Genomic DNA, 25,085 nt, shown 5'->3' with positions numbered 1-25,085 from the left:
GCTCCCCGCCCACCAGCACCGGCGTCCCGTCCTCCGGCACCCGCAGCCGGACGCCGCCGCGCAGGCCGGGCTCGAAGCGCACCGGGGTGCGGCTCAGGAACGGATCCCCCAGGGGCAGCGACAGCACGCCGCCCGGGCGGCTGAAGTCCGGCGCGTTGCGCGACAGCGCCACGGCGCGCTCGTCGGACAGGAGCCCTTCGAGCAGCAGCCGCTCGCCAATGCGCTGCGGCTGCGCGTGACCGATGATGGTCAGCGCGGGCACGGCATGGGCCGCCTGCGTGGGCGTGCCCTGCGTGCGGACGGCGGTCGTCGAGAATTCAGCGGGGTTCTTGGGGGGCGACATGGACCTCCGGTGAAGCCTACAACGGGCAGGCTGGGCCTGGAGCGACCAGGCGAGCCCTGTGCGCCCCTTCCTTCACTGGGAACGGTGCTTTTCGATGGGACGGGCCGGCGGCCGGCCCCCCGCCTACCCGCACGGTAGGCACCGCCGTGAGGGGCGAATGCCGCGCCCCGGGTCCACCCCGTGAATAGGGTTGAAGGGCCTGCCGTGTGGATCTTCGAGAAAGCCCGAGCCTCCATGTCTCCATCGACCTCGAACATCGCTCCCTTCGACGCCGTCCTCTTCGACCTGGACGGAGTCGTCATCGACACGACCGAGCTGCACTACCGCGTCTGGGAGGACTTCGCCCGCGAGCGGGGCTACACGCCCACGCGGGAGGAGCTGCTCGCCACCAACGGACGGCGGGCGGGGGAGACGCTGCGCGCGTGGTTCGGCGCGGCGCTGAGCGACGAGGAGGTGGAGGCGCTGACGTACGACCGGGAGATGGCCTTCCACCGGTTGCTGGAGCACGAGCCGGTGTCCGCCGTCCCCGGCGTGGGGGCCTACCTGCGCTCGCTGGGGCAGGCGGGCGTGCCCTGGGCGCTGGGCACGAGCGCGCTGGCGGACAACGCGGAGCTGGCCCTGGAGCGCGTGGGGCTGCAGCACCTGTTCCCGGTGCGCGTCACCTCCACGGACGTCACCCGGGGCAAGCCGCATCCGGAGGTGTACCTGAAGGCGGCCTCCGCGCTGGGGGTCGCGCCTGGCGGGTGCGTGGTGTTCGAGGACGCGGTGGCGGGCCTCAGGGCCGCGCGGGCCGCGGGCGCGGCGTGTGTCGCCGTCGCCACGTCGTTCCCGCGCGACATCCTGGTGCGCGAGCAGCCGGACTTCCTGGTGAAGGACTTCCGGGACCTGCCCGCGCCCCTGCGTCCCGGAAGCGCCGGCGCCTTCAGGGAGCTGATGGCACCTCACCCGTGAGCACGCAGATGCGCACGTCCGGGTCGCACTTCACGGGGAACAGCGGGTTGATGCCGGAGCCGCGCAGCCGCCCCGCGTCGTAGTCCGCGTACGGGTCGCACTTCGCCTCGTCCGGTCCGCCATCCGCGCCCTGACACGACACCACCGGCCAGATGCCCTTCACGGTGTACTCGGCGGTGCAGCCGTTCTCCGTGTAGACGAGGTCCGAGGTGAACTGCGTGCCCGGAATCTCCGGCGTGTTGTAGATGCGCAGGTTGCTCCACGTGTAGCCGAACTCCTGCGCGGGCAGGATGCCCCCGTCGGGCGCCTGGGCCTCGGTCACGTCCAGTCGCGTGGGGGTGAGCTGGGGCACCGTGCAGAAGCGGTCCTCCCCCGGCGTCTCGGAGGCGAAGGGCCCCACCGCCGTGGCGCTGGCCTTGGACGCATCCGACAGACGCGAGGCGAAGTCCCGCAGGAGGTTTCCCAGCCGGGCGCTGCGCACCCCCACGGTGTCAGGGGCCTTCGGGTCCGGGTTGAAGAACTTCTGCAGGCCCAGGGGCTCCGGCTTGAGCCGGGCGCAGACGAGGTCCGGGTTCTGCCCGGCCTTGAGCTCATACGTCGTGGCGAACGAGCCGGTGGAACTCTCGAACACGGCGCGCCCCACCACGCAGGGGGCCACCGGTTCACTGCCACAGGCGCCGGCGGTGACGACCGCGGCCGCCAGGCCTCCACTGATTGCCATCCATCGAAGCTTCATCGCGGGTGTCCTTTCTGTCGGGCGCGGGGCCTAGAAGCTCAGCTTGGCGCCCAGGCGGATGGAGCGCGGTGCCTGGTAGGCGGTGGGCCGCTTGAAGTTGGGGTTGACGTCCGCTTCGGTGATGCGAACGCTCGTCGCCGTCGCGGTGAAGACCTGGCAGTTCTCGTTGGGCGTCTTGTCGAGGCAGGCGGTGAGGTTGTCCGGCGTTCCGCCCTGCTCGATGGCGTACACGCGCGCGGTGGTGAAGGTCTGGTCCACGTCCGTGTACTGCTGGAAGTTGAAGAGGTTGAAGACGTCCAGCGACACGGTGAGCACGGAGTCCTTCACCAGCCGCTGGCTGAGGCCCACGTGGCCGTCCACGCCGTGCACCCAGGGCAGCCGGCCGGCGCTGCCGCGCGGCAGGATGAAGGTCTCCGAACCGCTGCGGCGCGGGTTGGCGCCCAGGTAGTTGAGCGGCGTGCCCGAGCGCGCCCGGTAGTTGCCGCCCACGTTGATGCTGGTGCGCGGGGTGATGAAGAACTCCTTCGCGCCGAACACCTTGAACGCGTGCGTGCGGTCCCCGGGCAGCGGGCCGTCGCGGTTGATGGTGAGCGTCACCAGGTCGAAGTCGCGCGTGAGGTTGGGGGACAGCTGCCCGGTGTCCGCGCGGAACAGGCCGGAGTAGTTCCCGCGCAGCGTGGACCAGGTGTAGCTGGCCTGGGCCAGCCACCCGTTGGTGAAGGCGCGCTGGAAGTAGAGGTTCACCGCGTCGTACTTGCGCTTGGCCAGCGGGAAGTCCGTCGAGTAGCCCTTGCCCGGGTTGCCCAGGAAGAAGGTGCTGCCGTCGTCGCGGCTCATGTCCTCGATGACGTCGTTGAGGTAGCGCTTGGTGTACGTGGCGCCCACGCGGCTTGACGCCAGCAGCTCGTACTCACCGCCCAGGACGAACTCGTCCGCGGACTGGGCGCGGATCTGCGGATCCACCGGCACGCGGTCTCCACCCTGAGCGTCCCAGAGCTGGTTGGGGTTTTCGCGGTTGCCAAGGGGCCTGCGGTTGGCGTCCAGGGTGCACCCGGTGCGCAGCGACTCCTCCTGCGACGGGTTGCACGCGGCCGCGTTGTAGGTGGCGGACAGGAGCTGCTGCTGGGGGAAGGACAGGTCCGCCATGTCCAGGGGGACGTTCTCGAAGAAGCGCGCGTAGTTGGCGAAGAGCTTCGCGCGGCCCGCCTGCGTCGGGTCGTAGATGACGCCCAGGCGCGGGGACCACTGGTTGGGCAGGTGCAGGCCCACCTCCCCGTCCAGGCCGTAGAGCGTCTGCACGTCGTAGCGCAGGCCCGCGTTGACGGTGACCTTGTCCAGGATGGACCAGCTGTCCTGGATGAAGCCGCCCACGGTGGTGGACGTGGAGGTGCCTTCCTTGCTGGCCAGGAACACCGGCTGGTCGGGCGCCTCCAGGTAGCCGTACTGGTTGATGCTGAAGAAGCAGCTTCCGTCGGTGCACTCCTGCCAGGGGGTGAGGCCGGTGCGCGCGCGGTTGTTGTAGAAGCTCATGCGCTCGATGTCCGCGCCGGCCTTGAGGATGTGGTGGCCCAGGGCCTCCAGCAGGTACGTGCCCATCACCTTGCCCTGCACGCGGTCCAGGCGCTGGATGCTGATGGTGCCGGGGCCGCCGGTGGAATAGGCGGTGACGGGGCAGCGCAGGGCGCGCTCGGCGGGGGTGGTGCCGCAGACGTTGGGGTCGGGCAGGGCTTCGAATTCGTCGATGGTGTGGGGGCCGGGGTTGCGGGTGCGGCGCCACGCGATGTTGGACTGCGCGGACAGGCCCTTCCCGGAGCCCAGGCCGGAGCCGTCCGAGGGCAGGATGGAGTCCGCCTGGTGGTGCCAGCCGAGCGTCGCGTCCACGAGCAGCTTCTTGTCGAAGAAGGACGACGTCTGCTTCGCGACCAGGTCCAGCGCGCTGTTCTCGCGCCGGGTGGCGATGGCTTCATAGGCGCCCTGCACGAAGCCGGTGCAGGACAGGCTGGTGCACACCTCCGGTTCGCCGTCGTCGCTGAAGGCGTACTTGTTGGTGCCACCGGACGAGCGCGGCGTGCCGAAGACGGAGACCGCGAGGCTGTGGTCCTGGTTGAAGTTGTAGGTGAGCTTGCCCAGGTACTGGATGGAGCGCTCGTCGGCGAAGCGGCTGACCTGGGTGCCTTCGATGGGCGTCGCCTGGGAGAAGCCGGTGGTGGTGTCCTTGCGGCGGTCGCCTGCCTTCTTGCAGCCGTTGTCGTCCTCCCCCGTGCAGATCTCGAAGGTGGACAGCTGGCGGTCCACCTGGATGCGGTTGAAGGACGGCGCGACGCCCACGTAGAACCAGAGCTTGTCCTTGAGCAGGGGGCCGCCCAGGTCGAAGCCGAAGTCGCCCAGGTTGTGGGCGCTGCCCTGCGCGGAGATGACGCTGCCCTCGCGGCGCACCACGGTGCCCGCCGTCTGGAGGGAGCCCGGGGCCATGTTGGCGAAGACGGAGCCGTGGAACTCGTTGGAGCCGGACTTGGTGACGACGTTGAGCACGCCGCCGGTGGAGCGGCCGTACTCCGGCATGTAGCCGCCCGTGATGATGTTGACCTCCTTGACGAACTCCACGGACAGGGGCGTGCCCAGGGTGCCCACGCCGGGGTCGTTCACGGACAGGCCGTCCACGACGTACTGGCTCTCCGGGGAGCTGCTGCCGCTGATGCTCACGCCGTAGCGGTCCTCGGTGGCGCCGGGGGCCAGCTCCGCCAGGCCTTCGAAGGAGCGGGACGCGGAGCCCTTGGTGCCGGGGCGGATGACGGCGATGTTGCGGATGAAGTCCTGGTCCACGGTGACGCCCGCGGCGCTGGAGCCCACGTCCACGCTGGGGGGCGCGCCCACGACCTCGACGTTCTCCGTGAGGCCCTCGTCGGGGAGCAGCTCGGCGTTGAGGCGGATGGTGCGGTCGATGCGCAGGAGGACACCGCCGCGCTCGTAGAGCTTGAAGCCCTGGGACTCGAAGCGCAGCAGGTAGGTGCCGGAGGGCAGCTGGGGGATGCGGTACAGGCCGCTCTTGTCGGAGACGACCGTGCGCTCGCCCTGGAGCTGGGGAGAGGTGGCGGTGACGACGACGTTCTCCAGCGGGCTCTTGTTCGCGGCGTTCGTCAGGGTCCCGGTGATGACCGAGTTGCCCTGGGCGAAAGCCCCGGTTCCCCACAGCAGCACCGCGAGCCACAGCCCACGGTTGACACGGTTGCGTCTGGACACGGAATGCCCCTCCCGGCGAAGGCGGCGCACTTTGTCGCAAAACGTGAGAAATCCACCAGCTACAAACAATCCGGCTGGTCTGTTAGTGCGGGGAATGCCCGACCCGGTGCGTCGCAAAGGGGAGGGACGGCCCCGCTTCCAGGAACTGGATCGTTCCGGCGAGCGGGTTGAAGGTCTCGGACACCCAACCAAGGAGTACGCACACATGGCGATCTTCGTGACGACGACGGACCCGCAGGGCTTGATTGACGGAATCAAGAGCGCGGTGGCTTCCAAGAAGGTGGCGGGCTGGGCCTATGACGCCGAGGGCGATGTGACGTCCTCCGAGGCGTCGCTGGCGAACCAGGCGTGGTTCCGGCCCACACTGGTGCCGGGGGCGGGCGTGGTCTTCACCATCAGCGCGCAGAAGGACAAGGCCATCTCGACGGAGGCCTACGCCGCGTACCACGGGCGTTTCCTGGAGACGCTGCTGAGCCACTTCGCGTCCCAGTTCACCACGGCCAGCGTGACGGCCAGCGGCGAGTCCCGCGCCGGAGACGTCGTCAAGGGCGGCTGAGCGTCCTGACGCGTGCGGGAGCCCGTGCAGTCCCAGCGGGCTCCCGTCGTACCCCTCCGGTGGTCAGGGAATGTTCTCGGGCTCGGAAGAGAAGAGGGCGTGGAAGAGGGTCGTCCGGGGGGGCTTCATGAAGTGGACGTAGAGGGGCACGGGCGTCTGGGCGATGTCGAGCGGAAGGGCGGTGGCGCCGTAGTCCGCCTCGATGCGCTGGGCGATGGCCTCCGCGATGCCTTGCAACTCCAGGGGAATGGGCTTCAGGAACACCTGGGAGTCCTTGAGGTGCGTCCCCTGGAACTCCCTTCGGACACAGTGAACGGTGTAGACCGGGGCCAGGATGCTGAGGTACCCGACAACCGTCCAGGCCAACTGGGTGCGGTGTAGGACCTCCACTCGCGGAGGGTAGACGAGGACGCCGAAACATCCATTCACCGACGCCGCCATGTAGTCGCCGACGGTGCATTCAGGGAGCGCTCTCCTGAGTTGGTTGAGCAAGGCCCTCCAGCGGTCCAGTTCCTTGAGCTTTTCGTTCCAGAGCGCCTCGAAGCGCTCGAATTCAGGACTGGGCTCAATCCGGAAGTCATACAGGTCATCCGCACGCCAGTAATGACGCGCAATCGCAATCAACTCTTCGGTGGAAGGCGTCATGGCTTCTGGAACCTGGGCTCGACAGGCATGGTTTCGCGCCGACACGTCTTCGATACGCGCGAGCCTACGATGGCCTCGGAGAGCGCGAGAGTGTAGGTGCCCCTGAACTCCTCGCAGGCAAGTCCCAGCGGGGTCGTGGGGGTGACCGCACGAAACACCGTCTGCGCCGCCAGGTTCGCGCAGTCCGCTGAAATACGTTGGGCAAGCGGCAGCGGAATGGGGCCCATGCGGCTTGTTTGCATGGGAAGTCCGATCCCGAGCTGGCACGGGTAGACCTCGCCGGTGTCGCGCCGCAGCGGCACCCGGACACAGGCTTCCCGCCAACCTCCCGCCCCGGGCCCCGTCTGCTCCACGATGTTGACGAACTTGAAGTGCTGGGGCTGAAGCCTGCCCTCCACGATGGTGCCCGTGGCCATACAGCCCGTCATCCACCACGACACCACCGCGAGCACCGCCCGCGCACGTACCGTCGCGTCCATGTCTTCCCCCCCGGGAAGACACGGAGCACACCTCAGAATCCGCGCAGCGCTCCACCGTCACAGGCGATGGACTGTCCGCTGATATACGCGGCCGGCTCCGACGCCAGGAATGTCACCAGCGCCGCGAACTCCTCCGGCCTTCCCAGCCGCCGCGCGGGGATGTTCGGCGCCACCTTCTCATCCGACAGGCCCAGGTCCTTCATCCGGTCCGTCGCGTGGTAGCCCGGCAGCGCCGCGTTCACCGTGATGCCATACGGCCCCACTTCATTGCTCAGGCTCTTCACCAGGCCCAGCAATCCCGCGCGCAGGCCGTTGGACACCGTGAGGTTGTTCATCGCCTCGCGCGCCGCCGTGGATGTCACCAGCACGATGCGGCCCCAGCCCTGCGCCTTCATGCCCGGCAGCGCCGCTTGAATCGCATCCACCGTGGACAACCACAGGCTCTGGAAGCCCGTCTGCCATTGCTCTCCGGTGATGGCCTCGAAGCCGCCCGCCGGAGGCCCGCCCGCGTTCACCACCAGCACGTCCAGGCCGCCCAGTTTCTCCGTGACCTCGCGCACCAGCTCGCGCGCCGTGCCCGCCTGCGTCAGGTCACACGGCACCGCCAGCGCCGCGCCCAGCTCCTTCGCCGCCTTCTCGAGCTTCTGCCCGCCGCGCGAGGAGATGGCCACCGTCGCGCGCTCCTTCACCAGCGTCTCCGCGATGGCGCGCCCCAGTCCCGAGGACGCTCCCGTCACCAGCGCCCGTCTACCCTTCAGGCCGAAATCCATCCGCGTGCTCCTTCATGAAAGGGGTCAGCCGGCCGCGGATGAGCTTCGCCGCCGCGTCCAGGTCCACGTCCTCGGGGCGCTTCAGCCCCTGCGACAGCTCCGCCACGATGCCGCCCGCGATGACGCCCACCTCGTAGGCCAGCCGGTAGGGCACCCGGCTGAAGCTCACCAGCGAGTAGCGGCTGACGAACTCCCCCGGAAACGCATTGAGCAGCACCTTCTCCACGCCCTTCTCCAACAGGAAGCGCGGGTCGCCCGTGCTGTCGCGCATCTCGATGAAGTTCTCCACCGCCATGTCCGCGATGGCGTCCGCGTTCGTCTTGCGCAGCGCCTCGAACGTCTGGAACGCCGCCTCCCAGTCCTGCTGCTTCGCAAGCAGCGCGTCCAGCACCACGCAGTCCTCGAAGCCGCAGTTCATCCCCTGCCCGTAGAAGGGCACCATGGCGTGCGCCGCGTCGCCCAGCAGCAGCGTGCGCCCACCCACGCGCCAGGGCGCGCACTTCACCGTCACCATGTGCCCGGTGGGCCGCGCGAAGAACTCCTCCACCAGCCCGGGGATCAGCGCCTTCGCGTCCGGGAACTGCTCCTGGAAGAACGCCTCCAGCGCCGCGGGCGTCTCCAGGCTCGCGAAGCTCAGCGGCCCCTTCCACGGGAGGAACAGCGTGCAGGTGAAGCTGCCGTCCTCGTTGGGCAGCGCGATGAGCATGAACGCGCCGCGCGGCCAGATGTGCAGCGCGTGCTTCTCCATCTGGAAGCTTCCACCCGGGCCCGGCGGAATCGTCAGCTCCTTGTACCCATGCCCCAGCGGCTCCTGCGTCGCCTGCGGCTGCAACGCCTGTCGCACCGCCGAACCGGAGCCGTCCGTGCCGAACACCACCGTGTCGCGCACCTCGCGCGTCTCACCCGTGGTCTCGTCCAGCACCGTCAGCGTCCCCGCCGACACGTCCGCCTGGGTGACCCGCTGCCGGAAGCGGATGCTGACGCGCCCCGTCGCCTCCGCCTGCGTCATCAGGAACTGGTTCAACCACCCGCGCGACAGCGAGTTGATGTGCTGCGAGTCGTCCTTGCCGTAGGGCTGGTACGCCAGCTCCCCCTTCACCGGGTGGATGACCCGCCCGCGCATGGGGATGGCGTGCTTCAGCGCCTCCTCCTCCAGCCCCACCTGCCGCAGCGCATGCAGGCCGCGCGTGGAGATGGCCAGGTTGATGGAGCGCCCCGCGTCCAGCGCCTCGCGGCGCATGTCCGGCCGGCGCTCCAGCACCTCCACCGTGTGGCCCCGGCGGGCCAGGTACAGGGACAGCAGCGAGCCGACGAGGCCCGCTCCCACCACCGTCAGCTTCGGCTCATTCGAGGGCATGGGCTTCCAGCGTCCGCACGAAGCGGAAGACGTCCAGGTACGTGTTGTAGAGGGGCGCGGGCGCGGCGCGGATGATGTCCGGCTCGCGGAAGTCGCAGATGATGCCCGCCGCCGACAGCCGCCCCAGCAGGCGCTTGGGCTCGCCCTTGAACCGCAGGGACAGCTGCGCCCCGCGCTGCTTCGGATCCTTCGGCGTGGTGATGGTCACGAACCCGCCGGGCAGCCGGTTGAGGAGGAACTCCAGGAAGCCGGTGATCTTCTCGCTCTTCGCGCGCACCGCCTCCATCGTGGCCTTGTCGAACAGCTCCAGCGACGCGCGCAGCGCCGCCAACTGGAAGATGGGCGGGTTGGACAACTGCCAGCCCTCCGCGCCCGGCAGCGGGTCGAAGGTGGGGCCCATCTCGAAGCGGGTGGCCTTGTTGTGGCCCCACCAGCCCTCGAAGCGCGGCAGCTCCGGCGAGTGCGCGTGCCGCTCGTGCACGAACACGCCGCCCAGGCTTCCCGGCCCGCCGTTGAGGTACTTGTACGAACACCACACCGCGAAGTCCGGCCCGTCGTCGTGCAGGGCGAACTTCAGATTCCCCGCGCCGTGCGCCAGGTCGAAGCCCACCTTGCAGCCCTGCGCGTGCGCCACGCGGGTGATGGCCCCGATGTCGAACGCCTGCCCGGTGAGGTAGTTCACGCTGCCCAGCATCACCAGCGCGACCTCCTTCCCGTGCCGCTCCACCGCTTCGAGGATGTCCTCGGGGCGCAGCGTCTCCTCGCCCTCGCGCGGCATCAGCCGGACGATGGCCTCCTTCGGGTCGTAGCCGTGGAAGCGCGCCTGGGAGGCCACCGCGTACTGGTCCGACGGGAAGGCGTTGCCTTCAATGAGGATCTTGAAGCGCTCGCGCGTGGGTCGGTAGAACGACACCATCATCAGGTGCAGGTTCACCGACAGGGTGTTCATCACCACGACTTCCTGAGGCTGCGCGCCCACCAGCCGCGCTACCTGTTCGGTGAGCAGCTCGTGGTACGGCAGCCAGGGGTGACGGCCGTGCACGTGGCCCTCCACGCCCAGCCGCTCCCAGTCCTCCATCTCCATCTGCACGTACTTGCGCGCCTTGCGCGGCTGGAGGCCCAGCGAATTGCCCGCGAGGTAGATGGCCGGGGCCCCGGAGGGGCTGGCAACGTGCAGGAATTCGTCGCGGTAGGGCCGCAGCGGATCCTGCGCGTCCAGGGTGTGCGCGAAGGCGTCGGTGCTCTCGTAGACAACAGGGGCCGTCATGGTGCGAAGTCCTCGTGCGAGCGCCCCAACCACTCCAGGGCGTTGCGAAAGAGCAGCCGCTCGCGCACCGGCGTCTCCAGGTCCGTCAGGGATTCGATGAGCGTGCCGGGCCGGTCCTCGCCCAGCGGGAAGGGATAGTCACTGCCCAGCGCCACCTTGTCCGCGCCGAACAGCTTCACGATGGCGCGCAGCGCTTCCGCGTCGTGCACCAGCGAGTCCACCCAGAAGCGCCCCAGGTAGTCGCGCGGCGCCACCGGGTTGTCCACCGCGACCAGGTCCGGGCGCACCTCGAAGCCGTGCTGGATGCGGCCAATCGTGCCCGGGAACGCGCCGCCGCCGTGCGCGAACGCGAGCCGCAGCCTGGGCAGCCGCTCCATCACCCCGCCGAAGATGAGCGAACAGATGGCCAGCGACACCTCCGCCGGCATGCCCACCAGCCACGGCAGCCAATACTTCGCCATCTTCGCCTCACCCATCATGTCCCACGGGTGCACGAAGACGGCGGCGCCCAGGTCGCTCGCCGCCTGGAAGAAGGGGAAGAGGGCCGGGTCGCTCAGGTTCAGGTCGTTGACGTGGCTGCCAATCTGCACGCCCGCGAAGCCCAGCGTGCGCACGCAGCGCTCCAATTCCTTGACCGCCAGGTCGGTGGATTGGAGCGGCACCGTGCCCAGGCCCACGAAGCGCCTGGGCGCCGTGGCCACCGCGGAGGCCAGGTGGTCGTTGAGGAATCGCGCCACCTCCAGGCCGTGCTCGGGCTTCGCCCAATAGCTGAACAGCACCGGCACCGTGGACAGCACCTGCACCTGGACGCCGTGCGCGTCGCACTCCACGACGCGCTGCTGGGGGTCCCAGCAGTTGCTTTCGATTTCGCGGAAGAACTTCCCGTCATCCCGCAGCATCCGCGCGCGGCACGGCGCGTGATGGTCCAACGTGATGAAGCCGCCGTAGCCGAAGCGCTCGGCGAAGCGGGGCATCTCCGGGGGCAGGAGGTGCGTGTGGATGTCGACCTTCACTTGGGCGCACCACCCCGGGTCACCTTCGTGCCGCATTGCTTGCAGGTGCAGTGCTCCGGGTCGCCGTAGAAGTGCTCGAACACCGGCGGCAACTGCGTCACCAGGTTGGTGACGTGCAGCGATTCCTCATAGAGCTTCACGCCGCACTTCGGGCACAGCCAGAGGAACGAATCCAGCTCCTGCGGCTGACGGCGGCGCTCCAGCACCAGCCCCACCGTGCCCGCGGGGCGCTGCGGCGAGTGCGGCACCTTGGGCGGCAACAGGAAGATCTCCCCCTCGCGGATGGGGATGTCCTGCACCTGCCCCTCGTCGATGACGCGCAGGGTGATGTCGCCTTCGAGCTGGTAGAAGAACTCCTCGCCCTCGTTGACGTGGAAGTCCGTGCGCGCGTTGGGACCGCCCACGACGGTGACCATGAAGTCCCGGTCCGCCCACACCTGCTGGTTGCCGACGGGCGGCTTGAGCAGCGGCCGGTGCTCGTCGATCCACTTCTTGAAGTTGATGGGGGTCAGTCGTCCCATGTCACACGTCTCCAATGGTGGCGATGCACTTCAGTTCAATGGCGATGGGCGTGGGCAGCCGGTTGATTTCGAGCGTGGTGCGGCACGGAGGGCTGTCCTTGAAGTACTCCGCCCACAGCCGGTTGTACGTGGGGAAGTCCTTCTTCATGTCCGTGAGGTACACCGTCACGTCCACCAGCCGGTCCCACGACGAGCCCGCGTCCTCCAGGATGTAGCGCACGTTGCGGAACACCGAGTGGCACTGCGTCTCGATGTCATACGAGACGATGTTTCCTTCCGCATCCAGCTCCACGCCGGGGATGGCCTTGCTGCCGCGCTCGCGCGGGCCCACGCCGGAGAGGAACAACAAGTTGCCCACACGGCGCGCGTGCGGGTAGAGCCCGACGGGCTCCGGGGCCTTCTTCGAATCGATCCGCTCGCCAGCGCTCACGCGTTGCTCCAGGGGCAGCAGGGCTTCACAGCTTGATGCAGACGTTCTTGGGTTCGGTGAAGAAGCGCAGCGCGTCCCAGCCGCCCTCGCGGCCCACGCCGGAGTCCTTCACCCCGCCGAACGGCGTGCGAAGGTCGCGCAGCATCCAGGTGTTCACCCAGACGATGCCGCTGTGCAGCCGCGAGGCGAACCGGTGCGCGCGCGTCAGGTCCTTCGTCCACACGCTGCCGGCCAGGCCATAGCGCGTGGAGTTGGCCCAGGCGAGCACCTCCTCCTCGTCGTCGAAGGGCATCAGCGTGGCCACCGGCCCGAAGATCTCCTCCTGGTTGGTGCGGCACGAAGACGACAGGCCCTCCACCAGCGTGGGCTCCACGAACCAGCCTTGCTCACAGCGGCCCGGCACCTTCGCGCGCCGGCCGCCGGTGAGCACGTGGCCACCCTCCTGCTTCGCGAGGTCGATGTAGCCCAGCACCTTCTCGAAGTGCTCGCGCGACACCAGCGCGCCCTGGTCCGTGCCCTCCACCAGCGGGTCCCCCACCTTGAGGGCCTGGGTGCGCGCCACCAGCGCTTCCTTGAAGCGCGCGTAGAGGGGCCGCTGCACGAAGATGCGCGGGCCGCACAGGCAGATCTGACCTTGATTGGCGAACGACGAGCGCAGCGTGGTGGACAGCGCCTCGTCGAAGTCGCAGTCCGCGAAGATGACGTTGGGGTTCTTGCCGCCCATCTCCAGCGACAGCTTCTTGAAGGCGGGCGCGGCCACGCGGGCGATTTCGGCGCCGGTGCGCGTGCTGCCGGTGAAGGAGATGGCGCTGACGTCCGGGTGGCGCGTGAGCGGTCCGCCCACGTTCGGCCCCAGGCCGTGCACCAGGTTGAGCACGCCCGGGGGCAGGCCCGCGTCGCGGCACACCTGGGACAGGAGGAACGCCGTCATGGGCGTCACCTCCGACGGCTTCGCCACCACGCAGTTTCCAATCGCCAGCGCGGGGGCGATCTTCCACGTCAGCAGGTACAGCGGCAGGTTCCACGGCGAGATGCAGCCCACGACGCCCAGCGGCGAGCGCAGCGTGTAGTTGAGCGCCACGCCGTCCATGGCGTGCGCCTCGCTTGCGAACTGCGTCGCCGCGTCGGCGAAGAACTCGAAGTTGAGCACGCTGCGCGGGATGTCCACCGTGCGCGCCACCGACAGCGGCTTGCCCGTATCGATGGACTCCGCCCGGGCGAAGGCGTCCAGGCGTTCGTGGATGAGCCCCGCGATGCGCCGGAGCATCCGCGAGCGCTCCGTCGCCGGCAGCGCGGACCAGGCGGGGAACGCCCGGCGGGCCGCCTCCACGGCGGAGTGCACGTCCTCCTCGCGCGAGTCCGGCACGTGCGCGTACAGCGCGCCCGTCGCGGGCTCCGGCTTGTCCAGCCACTGGCCGCCCTTCGCGGGCACCAGCTCGCCACCGATGTAGTTGAGGACCTTTTCCAAGGCAGCGCCCTCCTGGGGGAGACGGGAACGCGCGGCAATCTATGCCGCGCCCGTCCGCCTCCTCCAGGATTCCGAGCGCATCCGTCGGTTGGCGCTCGCTTGCGCGGCCGTCGTGCCTCCCGGATGCTGCCGCCCCCATTCCGCCCGTGAACCTGGCCGGTGGAATTACAGGTTGGGCAGAGAAAGGATCCGGAGATGACCTCGACGACGGATGTGATGACCCTGGCACAGACCCTGGACGCGGCGCGGCGCGAGCGGCGCGAAATCCCCCCGTTGACGCACGCGCACCCGAACCTGTCGGTGCCGGACGGCTATGCGGTGCAGGCCCAGGGCATCCGGCTGCGCGAGGCGCAGGGTGAGCGGCGCGTGGGCCTGAAGATGGGCTTCACCTCCGAGGCGAAGCGCCAGCAGATGAACCTGGGCTCGCCCATCTTCGGCGTGCTGACGGACCGGATGCTCGTGCCGGCGGGCGGCGTGGTGCACGTGGGCGCGGGCATCCACCCCCGCATCGAGCCGGAGATCGCCTTTCGCACGTCGAAGGAGCTGAAGGGCACCGTGACGCGCGACGAGGTGCTGGACGCGTGCTCGGCGGTGTTCGCGGCGATGGAGGTGCTGGACTCGCGCTTCGTGGGCTTCAAGTACTTCAGCCTGCCGGACGTGGTGGCGGACAACGCGTCGTCGTCGCTGTTCGTGCCCGGCACCACCGAGCGCGGCGTGCGCGACCTGGACCTGACGAAGCTCCAGATGCGCATGGAGGTGAACGGCAAGGTGGAGGGCGAGGCGCGCTCGGACGCCATCTCCGGCGACCCGGTGGTGTCCCTCATCCAGTTGTGCGCGCTGCTCGCGGAGCGCGGCGAGGTGCTGCCCGCGGGGAGCCTGGTGCTGTCGGGCGCGGCCACCGCCGCGTACCTCATGAAGCCGGGCGACCACGTGAAGCTCACCGTGGACGGCCTGGGCACGGTGGAGGTGACGGCGCGGGAGTAGGGCCGTCAGTACAGCACGCCATCCCTGGGCTGGAGGGGCGGGGGCAGTTCGGTCTCGCCCAGCATCTGCCGCAGGTTGATTTCGATGGTGCGGCACAGCGCCGTCATGGGCGTGTCGCTGACGCCGTCCTCGAAGGGGTCCTCCACGTCGCGGCCCACCGCGTCCATGGCGATGAAGAGGAACGCGATGATGGCGGTGACCAGCGGCGTGAGCACGCCCAGGTCCGCGACGACGCCCAGGGGCAGCATGGCGAGGTAGGCGCGCACCATGGCGTGCGGAAGGATGTCGTACTGACGGGGCAGGGGCGTGTTCTTGATGCGCTCGCACGCGCCCAGGTGGTTGGTCAGGTCCGTGAGCGTCTCGTCCATGGCGACGCGCAGGTAGACTTTCTCCGGGTGCTCGATGTCGCTGTAGACGCGGCGCATGCGCGTGGACATCCACAGGAGGATGGCGGAGGGCACGTTCTGCTCGTCGCGCAGCGCCTCCAGCATCGACGGGCGGAAGTACGGGGTGATCTCCGGGAAGGGGTCCTGCCTGCGCAGGTGGCAGCGCAGCGCGTTCACGAAGCCGATCTGCGCGTAGATGAGCTCGCGGGCATCCTCGGTGATGCCCTCGAACACGCCGGTGATGACGCCCCGGGGATGGCTCCAGTCGGACGGGGGATGTTCGAACGTGGCCAGGTTCGCGCGCGGGGTGCCCGGCTTGCGCAGGTCGCGCGCCTTGCCGAACTGGTCTCGCACCGCGCCGTCGCCCACCTGGGACCATGCGGGCGACAGCGCGGGGCCTTCCGGCTGCACCGCCATCTGCACCAGCCGCGACGCGGACGAGGGGGTCTCCAGGGTGCCGTCGCTGCGATGCGAGCGGGGCGCGGGCAGGAAGGTGATGACCTGCCGGGCCAGGGTGCGGGAGGAGTTCACGATGCCGCCCCAAATGGTGCGCGCCTCCCACCAGCGCTCGTAGGCGGAGTTGTTGCGGAAGGCGAGCAGCACGCCCAGCGCCGCGGCGAGCACCGTCACCGGCAGCGCGGGCACCGACAGCCACTTCGCGCCCATCACCTCGTAGCCCAGGGCGATGGCGAGCGCGAGGACGACGTGGACCGCGACGGGCACGCCCGTGTAGCGAAGGACGATGCGCCAGGACAACATCCGACCGACGATCATCGCGCGGGCACTCCTTGCCGGGGAGAGAGCCCGGTGCGGCCCGGGATGTAGTGCCGCACCGCCAGACTGGCAATGCGGCGCGTTACTTCCGCGTCCGCCGTCCGGGCCAGCGCTGTTCCGCACGCCTGGGGAGCGTGCGGAACCCAACGAAAGCGCTCAGGCCCGCGACTTGGAGAAGACGATGCTCACGCCGGTGTCCGGCACCGTCACGGTGAAGGTGCGCTCCACCGTCGCCAGGCCGTTGCCGCCGCGCGCCGCCAGCTCCAGGAAGAACGCGCCGGTCGCCTTCAGGTGGAAGGACTGGGCCCAGGACTGCGACAGGGCCTTGAACGCGCCGGAGAAGACGGCCGGGGAGCGCTGCTCGTTGTTGCGCAGGTCCAGCAGGCCCGCGCGCAGGTCGTGCCACTTGGACACCGTGCCGGGGTTCTTCTGGATGACCTCCGCGAACGTCAGCATGCTGTTGCCCAGCTGTCCTTCCGTGTACGCGAAGAGCCCCACGAGCGGATGGTTCTTGAGCGTCGCGGCGGCCGTCTTCGCCGCGTCGGACGCGGACCAGTTCTGGTCCAGGTACGCGCGCCACAGGCCCGCGTACACGGACTCGCGCACGGTGGGACGGTCGCGGCACGGCACGGAGTACCAGGGCAGCGCCCGGGCCAGCGCGCGTGCGAAGACGGTGGGCGCGTCGGGGTCCGCCGAGTGGGTGATGACGTCGCGCAGCGTCCGGTTGTCCAGCTTCAGCTCCACCCGCGTCTCGATGGCCTTGCCGCCCGAGGCCGCGCGGATGCGCTTGAGGACCTCCTCCTCCTCCGCGTCATCCAGCGCGCCCCAGATGATGGCCTCGTCCACGGACTGGCGCAGGTCGTCCTCGCCGCGCTTGCGCGCGTCGCGGCGCAGCATCAGGTACAGGCCCAGGTCGAAGTCCGCCACGGTGGGCGACTTGCGGAACTCGGACATGTCCGCCTTGAAGTCCGCCGTCCAGTGCGCGTACGGCGTGAACAGCGTGCCCGTGTAGCGGCGCACGCCCAGGAACGAGATGCGCTGGGGCGCCTCCCTCTCCAGGCTGTTGCGCTGCACCACCTGGGTGAGGCTGCGCTCGTCGTTGCCGCCCATCGCCCAGCTTCCCAGCCGCAGCGAGAAGCCCCACGCCTGCGACTCCTTGGAGACCTCCTTGAGCAGGCACTGCTCCAGCACCATGTTGTGGGTCTGCATGTGCTGCATCGCGCGGGACATGTCGCCGCCCACCAGCATCGGGTGCAGAGCCTGGGCCTGCGCATCGGTGCAGACGGTGGAGAGCAGCGTCGTCTGTTCGCGCAGGCGCAGGTATTCGTAGCGGAAGCCGGCGGCGAACTTCGCCTCCGCGAGCGCCTGGACGCGCGTGCGTGCATCCGCGCGCAGCTTCTCCCACGCCGTGCGCAGCGCCGTGGGGGCCGCCTCCAGCTCCTGGAAGCCCAGCCGGTCCAGCACGATGCGCAGCACCTTCGTCTCGGCTTCCGACAGGGTGTGCGTCTCCAGCTTCGTCATCAGCGATTCGAAGGTGGCGAGCGGCACCGACAGGAGCCCTTCGAGGATGTGCTCCACCTGCGCGAGGACGGCGGCCGGGTCGGTGAGGCTTGCCTCCACGTGGAGGTCGGCCGTCACGCCCGCCTCGCGCGCCACGACCTTCTTCACCTGCACGCGGATCTTTCCCGCCTCCGGGCGGGAGAAGATGACCGCGTAGTCGTCCGTCACCTTCACCTTCGCGGACACGGTGGCGCCCGCCTTGGCCTCGAAGGCGACCATCGTGCTGGCGGACAGCAGCTTCGTCAGCGCCTGGAGGTTGGTCGTGTAGACGTCCGCCCAGTCCAGCGTCGCGGTGACGGACAGCTCGCCGCGCGCCTGGAAGGAGATGGCGTCCCCCACGCCCAGCTTCTCCAGCGACGACGTGAGCAGGGGCAGCCGGAGTTCACCGGCGTTCGCCTTCAGCGCGGCTCTCGCGTTCGTGTCCTGGGTGTGCCGGTGGTAGTCCGCCAGCAGCACGCGCACGTCCCCGTTGGCCGCCAGCGCCACGTACGGCAGCGGGAAGCCGACCTCCGCCTTCACGCGCGCCTCCACCGCGTACTTGAGCCACGCCTGGTCGTCCCCGAAGACGAGCGGCGGGGACAGCCGCTCCGGGGTGCTGGAGGCCTCGCCCACCACGCCCGCCGCGTCCACGTCCGCCGGGGCGTCATAGCCTTCGATGAAGCCCTTGGCGGACACGTCGAACGCGAAGGTCAGCGGGCCCAGCTTCTGGCCGGAGGGCAGCGCGTAGCTGGCGTTCGGCAGCTCCACCCGGATGTCGGAGCCCTTGAGCGGCGCGTCCGGCAGCACCTTCGACACTTCGTCCAGCAGCACCAGCTTCCAGGCCATGACAGATGTCTCCCGCGGTCACGGAAAGTCCCATCGTACATGGCCGCACTGTCCGTGGAGGCCGGACGTGCAGCGGGCGCGGACGATCCCCTGGAGGACGGAGGACTTCAGGGCCGTGCGCGGGCCTGCTGGGGCGTGGTCGGGGCGTCGGCGTTCACCAGGAGGGCCTCGGGCGTCAGACCCCGCACGCACGAGCGGATGACGGCCTGGGAGGCATCCACCGACTCCAGCACGAGCGAGGGCGTCTTCGTGGCGAGCGTCTTGGGCCACTGGCCCTTCTCCGCCCGGGTCGCGTCGACTTCCGCCAGGGCGATGAGCGCCTCGGAGCGCAGCGCGCGCAGCTCCAGCGCTTCCAGGTCCTCGGAGGCCAGGCGCGTCGCCGGGGCTTCTTCCTGGCGGAGGTGCTCCCGGGCCTTCTGGGCCTCCAGGGCGCCCATCGCACGGCGGCGCGCTTCCGCGGGTTGATCCACCACGGCGCGCAGGCGGTCCGAGTCCGTCACCCACTGCCGCCACCGGAGCCGCCGCGACAGGGCGCCCGGCAGGGAAGGGGCGTCCGTCCAGGAGGGGGGCAGGAGGGAGCGGGCATCGTCGGACATCAGGTCGCGGAAGGTGGTGAGCTGCGTGGCGAGCGACTCCTCGTGCAGCGTCAGGGACGGCGGAGGAAAGCCTTCGTGCAGCCGGGTGAGCTGCGCGGCTGCCTGTCGCTTGCGGACCACGGACGCCGCGTCGAGCGCATCCGCGCAGGCCCGCCACGTGCGCGCGTAGCCGTTGACGGACAGCCGCTGCCCGACGAGCCCACCGCCCAGGGCCAGCTCCCGGCTGAGCGCGAGCGCGTCCACGCAGGTGTCCACCGCGAGGTCCGCGTCGCCGCCGGCCACCAGCAACCGCGTCTCCAGCGCCGCCTGCTCCAGCACCCGCCGCAGCGCCTGTGCGAGCGCATCCCGCCGGGCCACGTCCGGCCCGGACAGCGGCCGCAGCTCCTCCGGCAGCCCGCCCGACTCCGCATGGGTGGCGGCGAGCACCTGCCGCATCAGGGGCCGGCCCTGCTCCAGCGCCTCACGGCACGCGGTGGGCAGGTCCGCGACGGGAGCGCGCCCCTCCGTCACGGCCTCGCAACGGGCGGCGTCTTCTTGGGTGGCCACGGGCGCGGCGCGCTCCGGTCGCACCAGCGCGGGGATCAACTGTGCCAGGGCGGTGCCGAAGGTGCCGGCCCGTGTGGGGGTGACATGCGCCGGACGCGGGTGCTCGGCGTGCGTCAGCGTGTTCACCTCCAGCACGAGCCGCGCCTCCAGGTCGTCGGTGCGCAGGCGCCAGGCCGCGAGCACCCCGAGGCTCACGAGGATGAACAGCAACACGCCTCCCATGAGGGCGGGGAGGGGGCGTTTCAGGGCCATCAGGGGGGAACTCCAGGAGGGGGGCTGGAATGTCGCACGAATCCCCGGGCCCCACACCCTCCCGCACGGCCGAGCCATTGCCCCTCCAGCGGGGAAGCCTGGCTTCCAGGTCATGACGCCTGTCAGGTCAGCTACCGGGCAGGCCCGAGCGGTCTGTTCAGGAGGACGCGCCCGACAGGGGCACGGACGCGGTGCGAGTGAGGCCCAGGTGTCGCAGCAGGTGGTCCGCCAGGTCCCGCGCCTGGGCGCGGATCTCCGGCACGGCGGTGGTCTCCCAGAGGTCCCCGCGACGGGGCGGCCCCAGGGTGAACAGGTGGGAGGACGGACGGCCACGCGAGTCGAGCACCGCGCCGTCCCCGGCCGTGGACAGCCCCATGCCCAGCGAATCCGCGCGCGCCTGCCCCGCTTCCAGGAGTCCCCGCAGCAGTGGCTGGCTGCGCGAGGAGAGGCTCGACTCGGGGCCGGTGCAGTTGATGACGTGGCCCACGCGCAGCACCTGGGGCTCGCGCTGTCCCCGGGGGCGCAGGCGGACCGTCACGGCGTCCGGCTCCAGGTCGAAGCCGAGCACGCGGCCCGCGTGCAGCACCAGCCGCCCTTCGCGCCTCCAGGTCTCCAGCGCTGCGTGGATCTCCGGGGCCATGCGGTGGCGGTGCACCTCCCATTGCGTGCGCAGGTGGCGCAGGAAGCGCTGGCGCTCCGCGTCCGTCAGCCGCTGCCACAGGGGCGTCGTCACCGGCCGCAGCGCGTCCACCGCCGCGCGCCAGTCCGCGCCCGCGGCCACCTGCGCGTCGACCTCCTGGCGCATCGCGCGCAGCACGTCGCGGATCCGCAGCGTGCTGAACGGCGCCGCGCCTTCGTCCCGGGGCGCCGTAGCGTGATGGGCCGTCTCCGCGTCGCGACAGCGGTCCATCTCCCGGCGCACCGAGCGCAGCAGCTCCCGGATGCGCAGGGGCTCCGCGGCGGCGGGCGCCTTCGCTCCCGAAACGCGGTGCACATGGGGCAGCAGGCCATGCCGGGACAGCGCATGCACGCGGCCCCGGTGGCCGCGCTCCTCCAGCGACAGCACCGTGTCCACCATGGTGAGGCCCGCGCCGATGAGCAGCACCGACTCCTCGGGCCCGATGCCTTCCAGCGCTCCGGGTGCCCAAGGCGAGCGGTGGTAGCGGGCGCTCGCGTACAGCCCTCCGTCCGGAACGCGCAGGTCCGCGGGCAGCGCGTTGCCCAGGGCCAGCACCGCGCCCCGCGCCTCCAGGGTTCCGCCGCTCGCGAGCGACAGCGTCACGCCGTCGCCCGTGTCCACCGCCGCCGTCACCTCGTCGTGCACCGTCTCCAGGAGGACCCCGGACGCGGCCCGCTGCGCGGCCTCCGTCAGCACCGCTTCCAGGTACTGGCCATAGCGACGGCGCTCGGCGAACGCGGAAGGCGGCGTGTCCGGCGCCGCCACGCGCAGCCAGCGCAGGAAGTGCTCGGGATCCTCCACCCAGGCGCTCATCCGGCCGGCCGGCACGTTGAGCAGGTGGCGGGAGCTGGTGGTGGAGTACGCGACCCCCCGCCCGATGCGCTCCCCCTTCTCCACCAGGGTCACGCGCAGCGGCGAACGGGCGCCGCGCAAGAGACAGGCCGCCAGCAGCGTTCCGCTGGCACCCGCGCCGATGATGATCACGTCCTGCCGGAAGTTCACCGCACGATTGTAGGGCCGGGCCCCCCGGATGACACCCCTCCCGAACGCCCGTCCCGGGCCCAATGTCCGTCAGCCGCCGCCGGATGAAGTCCGGGGCCCACCGTGGGACGTCGGGGCCGCGCGGACCTCACAGCGTCTGCGGCGCCCCGGGCACGGCGGCAGGGGCGGCGGGCGATGGGGCCAGGGGCAGCCGCTCTCCCATGCGCGTGAGGCCCTCGCCGTCCCGGGCGCGGGCGTGCACCTGTGGATAGTCCTCGAAGGTGGTGCCGAACCACCGGTCCAACAGCACCGTGTAGAGGCCGTAGTGGCCCTGGTAGCGGGCGTGATGCAGCGCGTGGAACGTGGGCGTGAAGAAGATGCGGCCCACCCAGGACGTCACGAAGCGCTTGGGCAGCCACTCCGTGTTGCCATGGCCCACCGCGTTGAGGGCGTAGTTGGTGAGCATGTAGGCGATGATTCCGGCCTGCGTGCCCGGCATCAGGTGGAGCGCGGCGTAGTGCAGGCACAGCCCTCCGCCCATCAGGACGCCCCGCTCCAGCACGGAGAACGACAGCGCGGTGAGCGGCTCCGTCACCTTGGCCACGTGGTGCTGCGCGTGGAAGCGGTAGAAGCGGGGCAGGTGCATCAGCCGGTGCGTCGCGTAGAACCACACCTCGTAGCCCACGAACATCCACGCGTAGGTCCAGAGCGCGGCGGGCAGGCTGAACGGCGCGTGCAGCGGGCCGGTCCAATAGAGGAAGCCGGCGATGATGGCCGCGTCGGCCAGCACCACGCCCAGCGCCGCCCACGCCTCGCTGCGCAGCTGCCCGTCCGCCAGTTCGCGCCGGTACACCCGCAGGCGCTCCGCGGCGCGCGTGCGCCAGGCAAGCCAGCCGAGGACGACGGTCAGCAGCTTCACCAGCCCGGAGATGATCAGGACGGTGAGGGCCAACACCAGCAGGGAGGGGTTCAGCGGCATCCCGGACCTCGCACGCGCCACGCACCGGGACGCCCGGAAGGGGACGCCCGTCAGGTCCAGTCTGCCTGAGAACGGGGCGTCTGTACGAAGGCCCCCGCCACCGGCAGGCACACGCGGAAGATGCTGCCCTGGCCGGGCGAGCTCTCCATCGTCAGCGTCCCGCCCAGCGAGGTGACGATGCCATGGCACACCGCGAGCCCCAGGCCCGTGCCCACGCCCAGCGGCTTGGTGGTGAAGAAGGGGTCGAAGATGCGCTCGCGGTGTTCGGGCGCGATGCCACAGCCGGTGTCGCGCACCTCCACCAGCACGTGGCCGGGCGCATCGGGGCGGGCCACCACGCGCACCTCGTTGGCCTCCGCGTTGCCCGGGGGGATGGACTGCGCCGCGTTGAGCAGCAGGTTCAAGAACACCTGGCCCAGCCGGGAGCCGTTGCCCTGCACCGGGGGCACGCCGTCGCACTCCACCACCAGGCGCGCGCGGTGCCGCAACTCGTGCATGGCCATCTTCGCCGCCGTGCGCACCACCGCCGCCAGCTCCGCGGGGCCGCTGCCCACGTCCTCCGCGCGCGACAGCGTCTGCAGGTCCCTCACGATGAGGCGGATCCGCTCCGCGCCGTCGCGCGTCTCCGCCAGCGCCTCCAAAATTTCCTGCCGGTCCTGCTCCGACAGGCGCTCCTTCTGCTGCAGCTCCTGGTGGATGTACTCCAGGTTGCTCAGGATGAAGGCCAGCGGATTGTTGATTTCATGACCTACACCCGCCGCGATGCGCCCCAGGGCGATGAGCCGGTCGGCGAAGAGCAGCTGGGCCTGCGTGGCGTGGAGCTGCTCCAGGCTGCTGGACAGCTTCGCGTTGGCGGCCTCCAGCGCCGCGGTCCGCTCGCGCACCGTCTCTTCCAGCAGGTGATTGTCCGCGCGGGGCGCGCCCGGTCCGGGACGCACGCCGGTGCCGAGCCCGTGGAAGGCCTGTCGCAGGGTGCTCCGCCGCCGCGTCATCGCCGCCAACCGTCCGACCTTCGCTCGTACCGTCATCGCGGCCCACTCCAACACCCGCGGCCGTTACCGCTCCTCGTGGCGGTGGTCCCCTGCGGCGGACCGGCCTGCGCGAAGGGCATCCAACACCGCCGTCCGGTGCCGGGCAAGGTGCGCGGGGGTACGTGACGCCGGGGATTCGACAGGCGCGGATTCGTGCACCGTCGCCACCCCCTGGCGGGAGTCGGGAATCGGGAGTGGGGGCTTGGGGTCGGGCGCGCGGTGGGAAGCGCCGCACGCCCGGATGCACGGGCACGGGCCCTGGGGGAGGCCTGACGTGCCCGGTGCCTTGGTGAAACCGGGTGAGACTAGGAGCAGGTGCCGCAGTCGGCCTTGCAGCTGTCCGCGGTGAGGCCGGTGCCACAGTGCTCGGTGAACTGGCAGGTGCCGTCGCCGCAGCGGAAGAGCTCCTGGGGCTGCACGCGCGTGGTGAGGGTCGGGTACGTCTTCCCGTTGTACGTGCACTGCGTGTAGTAGGGCTGGCTCGGGTCGGCCTTGGTGCAGAACTGGGAGCAGGCGCCCACGTTGGTGATGGGGGCGCAGCTGTCCGCCTTCAGCGACAGGCCGCAGGCGCGCGTGGTGCTCTCCGCGGAGCTGAACTCGCGATCGCGCGCCGCGAACAGGCCTTCCGTCGTGAAGAGGTTGCCGAAGAAGCACGCCTCCTTCGCGTTGAACGTGGACAGCTCCTCGGAGGAGTACGCCAGCGCCGTGCCCTCGGCGGTGCGGCCCAGCACCGACAGCGAGATGTGCAGGCCGTACTTGTTCGCGTGCGCCGCGAGGCACGCGCTCACCACCTGCTGCTCCGCCACCGTCGCGGGCTTGCCGGACGCCCAGCCCGGCGCGAGCCCCAGGCTGCCCTGCCACGTGTACTTCTCCCCGGTGGACGCGTTCTGGTACGCGCGCGTCTGGCCGGCGGGCACCGCGCACTTCACGATGTACGCCATCAGCGCCGGGGACGTGCCCGCGTTCGCGTTGAACCAGTCGTTGAAGCCGTTCGTCGACAGGCCGTTGGTGGACAGGCCGTTGGTGGACAGGCCGTTCGTCGACAGGCCGTTGGTGGACAGGCCATTCGTCGACAGGCCGTTGTCCACCGCCTGCGCCTGATCCGCCGACGCCAACACCCACGCCTCATCCAGGGTGGCTTCCGGTGCCGTCCCTCCGCAACCCACCACGGCCAACAACGCACCCGTCAGCAACAACGCCTTCAGGGGTTGGCGTGAGGCACTCCGGTTCCACCACTCGCTGCATCCACTTCCAGGCTGAAAAGCAGGGGTGAGGCGCATGTAGGGGGCTCCCGCTCAAGGGAAGTCGGATGAACGACTTCCAGGATGTCAGGCAGTCCAGGCTTTCATCCAGAAAGTCGCTGAAACTGTCAGACAGGGGAATCGTGACGCATTTGTGGGGGGAAAGAAATACCGCGTCTTCAGAAAAATACCGTGTGAGTTGAATCCTGACGCGACCTTCAGTAGGCCTCTGGAGGGCCTGTCACCACAAGGACGATCGGGGTGGGGTGAGGGGAGGACAACTCACTGCGAGGGTGGGCCCTCGAGGAATCGCGAAGCCGGAGGGGTCACGGCGAAGCCGTCCGGATCGCGGACGTTCCAGGTAGCCACATGGGTGACAGGTCCCCCTACCACCTCGGCCTCCCCGTCCTCGCCCCGGGTTTCCGCCTCGCCATGGTGGAGGCAGAGGTGGACGTGGGCGTGAGCGACATCCGCC

The 25,085-nt window shown here is 70.1% G+C and carries 21 protein-coding genes and 1 pseudogene; 3 read left to right on the top strand and 19 right to left on the bottom strand.

Annotation, left to right across the window (positions count from 1 at the left end; genetic code table 11):
• Positions 1-343, bottom strand: a pseudogene (locus D7X74_RS20380) (sigma-54-dependent Fis family transcriptional regulator); the annotation flags it as partial.
• 234 nt (positions 344-577) lie between these two features.
• Here D7X74_RS20380 and D7X74_RS20375 point away from each other — a divergent pair.
• Complete coding sequence (locus D7X74_RS20375) at positions 578-1,294, top strand: HAD family phosphatase (protein WP_120534652.1); 717 nt, start codon at positions 578-580, stop codon at positions 1,292-1,294.
• On the opposite strand, the gene D7X74_RS20370 is transcribed toward D7X74_RS20375, so the two are convergent.
• A complete protein-coding gene (locus D7X74_RS20370; protein ID WP_233595235.1) occupies positions 1,266-2,015 on the bottom strand; it encodes a hypothetical protein in 750 nt (249 codons plus the stop codon). The two genes, D7X74_RS20375 and D7X74_RS20370, sit on opposite strands and share 29 nt — an antisense overlap.
• A gap of 45 nt (positions 2,016-2,060) precedes the next feature.
• Complete coding sequence (locus D7X74_RS20365) at positions 2,061-5,270, bottom strand: TonB-dependent receptor (protein WP_120534649.1); 3,210 nt, start codon at positions 5,268-5,270, stop codon at positions 2,061-2,063.
• A gap of 205 nt (positions 5,271-5,475) precedes the next feature.
• Between D7X74_RS20365 and D7X74_RS20360 the strand changes: the two genes are divergently transcribed.
• Complete coding sequence (locus D7X74_RS20360) at positions 5,476-5,826, top strand: hypothetical protein (protein ID WP_120534648.1); 351 nt, start codon at positions 5,476-5,478, stop codon at positions 5,824-5,826.
• 63 nt (positions 5,827-5,889) lie between these two features.
• Here D7X74_RS20360 and D7X74_RS20355 read toward each other — a convergent pair whose 3' ends face one another.
• Genes D7X74_RS20355 through D7X74_RS20315 form a run of 9 tightly spaced genes read right to left on the bottom strand, consistent with a single transcriptional unit; the run spans position 5,890 to position 13,776 of the window.
• The gene (locus D7X74_RS20355; RefSeq protein ID WP_120534647.1) at positions 5,890-6,471 is read right to left on the bottom strand and encodes a hypothetical protein; all 582 of its coding nucleotides are present in this window, start codon (positions 6,469-6,471) and stop codon (positions 5,890-5,892) included.
• Entirely contained in the window at positions 6,468-6,950 is a 483-nt protein-coding gene (locus tag D7X74_RS20350) for a hypothetical protein (protein ID WP_120534646.1), read from the bottom strand. The genes D7X74_RS20355 and D7X74_RS20350 overlap by 4 nt, the downstream gene beginning before the upstream one ends.
• A 32-nt stretch (positions 6,951-6,982) precedes the next feature.
• Positions 6,983-7,720: an SDR family oxidoreductase gene (locus tag D7X74_RS20345; RefSeq protein ID WP_120534651.1), complete on the bottom strand. Its 738-nt coding sequence runs from the start codon at positions 7,718-7,720 to the stop codon at positions 6,983-6,985.
• Positions 7,698-9,077: an NAD(P)/FAD-dependent oxidoreductase gene (locus D7X74_RS20340; protein ID WP_120534645.1), complete on the bottom strand. Its 1,380-nt coding sequence runs from the start codon at positions 9,075-9,077 to the stop codon at positions 7,698-7,700. Before D7X74_RS20340 ends, D7X74_RS20345 begins: the two co-directional genes overlap by 23 nt.
• A complete protein-coding gene (gene kynU / locus D7X74_RS20335) occupies positions 9,064-10,344 on the bottom strand; it encodes a kynureninase (RefSeq protein WP_120534644.1) in 1,281 nt (426 codons plus the stop codon). The genes D7X74_RS20340 and kynU overlap by 14 nt, the downstream gene beginning before the upstream one ends.
• Positions 10,341-11,357 carry an amidohydrolase family protein gene (locus tag D7X74_RS20330; RefSeq protein WP_120534643.1) on the bottom strand — a complete coding sequence of 339 codons (1,017 nt, stop codon included), beginning with the start codon at positions 11,355-11,357 and terminating at the stop codon, positions 10,341-10,343. Before D7X74_RS20330 ends, kynU begins: the two co-directional genes overlap by 4 nt.
• Entirely contained in the window at positions 11,354-11,878 is a 525-nt protein-coding gene (gene nbaC, locus D7X74_RS20325) for a 3-hydroxyanthranilate 3,4-dioxygenase (RefSeq protein WP_120534642.1), read from the bottom strand. Before nbaC ends, D7X74_RS20330 begins: the two co-directional genes overlap by 4 nt.
• Position 11,879: 1 nt before the next feature.
• Positions 11,880-12,308, bottom strand: a complete 429-nt coding sequence (locus tag D7X74_RS20320; RefSeq protein WP_120534641.1) for a RidA family protein — start codon at positions 12,306-12,308, stop codon at positions 11,880-11,882.
• A 25-nt stretch (positions 12,309-12,333) separates the two neighbouring features.
• A complete protein-coding gene (locus D7X74_RS20315; protein ID WP_120534640.1) occupies positions 12,334-13,776 on the bottom strand; it encodes an aldehyde dehydrogenase in 1,443 nt (480 codons plus the stop codon).
• A gap of 195 nt (positions 13,777-13,971) precedes the next feature.
• Between D7X74_RS20315 and D7X74_RS20310 the strand changes: the two genes are divergently transcribed.
• A complete protein-coding gene (locus D7X74_RS20310; RefSeq protein ID WP_120534639.1) occupies positions 13,972-14,760 on the top strand; it encodes a 2-keto-4-pentenoate hydratase in 789 nt (262 codons plus the stop codon).
• Positions 14,761-14,765: 5 nt separating this feature from the next.
• Here the strand turns inward: D7X74_RS20310 and D7X74_RS20305 are convergent, their stop codons facing one another.
• The 7 genes from D7X74_RS20305 to D7X74_RS20275 form a co-directional block, all read right to left on the bottom strand.
• Positions 14,766-15,920: a bestrophin family protein gene (locus tag D7X74_RS20305; RefSeq protein WP_120534638.1), complete on the bottom strand. Its 1,155-nt coding sequence runs from the start codon at positions 15,918-15,920 to the stop codon at positions 14,766-14,768.
• A gap of 156 nt (positions 15,921-16,076) precedes the next feature.
• Positions 16,077-18,305 (bottom strand): hypothetical protein, encoded by a 2,229-nt coding sequence (locus tag D7X74_RS20300; RefSeq protein ID WP_120534637.1) that lies wholly within the window; start codon positions 18,303-18,305, stop codon positions 16,077-16,079.
• 107 nt (positions 18,306-18,412) lie between these two features.
• Entirely contained in the window at positions 18,413-19,699 is a 1,287-nt protein-coding gene (locus D7X74_RS20295) for a hypothetical protein (protein ID WP_120534636.1), read from the bottom strand.
• A 157-nt stretch (positions 19,700-19,856) separates the two neighbouring features.
• Positions 19,857-21,380 carry an FAD/NAD(P)-binding protein gene (locus D7X74_RS20290; protein ID WP_120534635.1) on the bottom strand — a complete coding sequence of 508 codons (1,524 nt, stop codon included), beginning with the start codon at positions 21,378-21,380 and terminating at the stop codon, positions 19,857-19,859.
• Between the two features lie 127 nt (positions 21,381-21,507).
• A complete protein-coding gene (locus tag D7X74_RS20285) occupies positions 21,508-22,338 on the bottom strand; it encodes a sterol desaturase family protein (RefSeq protein WP_120534634.1) in 831 nt (276 codons plus the stop codon).
• Between the two features lie 50 nt (positions 22,339-22,388).
• Complete coding sequence (locus D7X74_RS20280) at positions 22,389-23,366, bottom strand: sensor histidine kinase (protein WP_120534633.1); 978 nt, start codon at positions 23,364-23,366, stop codon at positions 22,389-22,391.
• 308 nt (positions 23,367-23,674) lie between these two features.
• The gene (locus D7X74_RS20275; RefSeq protein WP_120534632.1) at positions 23,675-24,649 is read right to left on the bottom strand and encodes a hypothetical protein; all 975 of its coding nucleotides are present in this window, start codon (positions 24,647-24,649) and stop codon (positions 23,675-23,677) included.
• Between the last annotated feature and the right edge of the window lie 436 nt (positions 24,650-25,085).

The sequence above is a fragment of the Corallococcus sp. CA047B genome, assembly GCF_003612065.1.
GTDB lineage: Bacteria > Myxococcota > Myxococcia > Myxococcales > Myxococcaceae > Corallococcus > Corallococcus praedator.
This window is presented reverse-complemented; position numbering and strand designations above follow the sequence as displayed.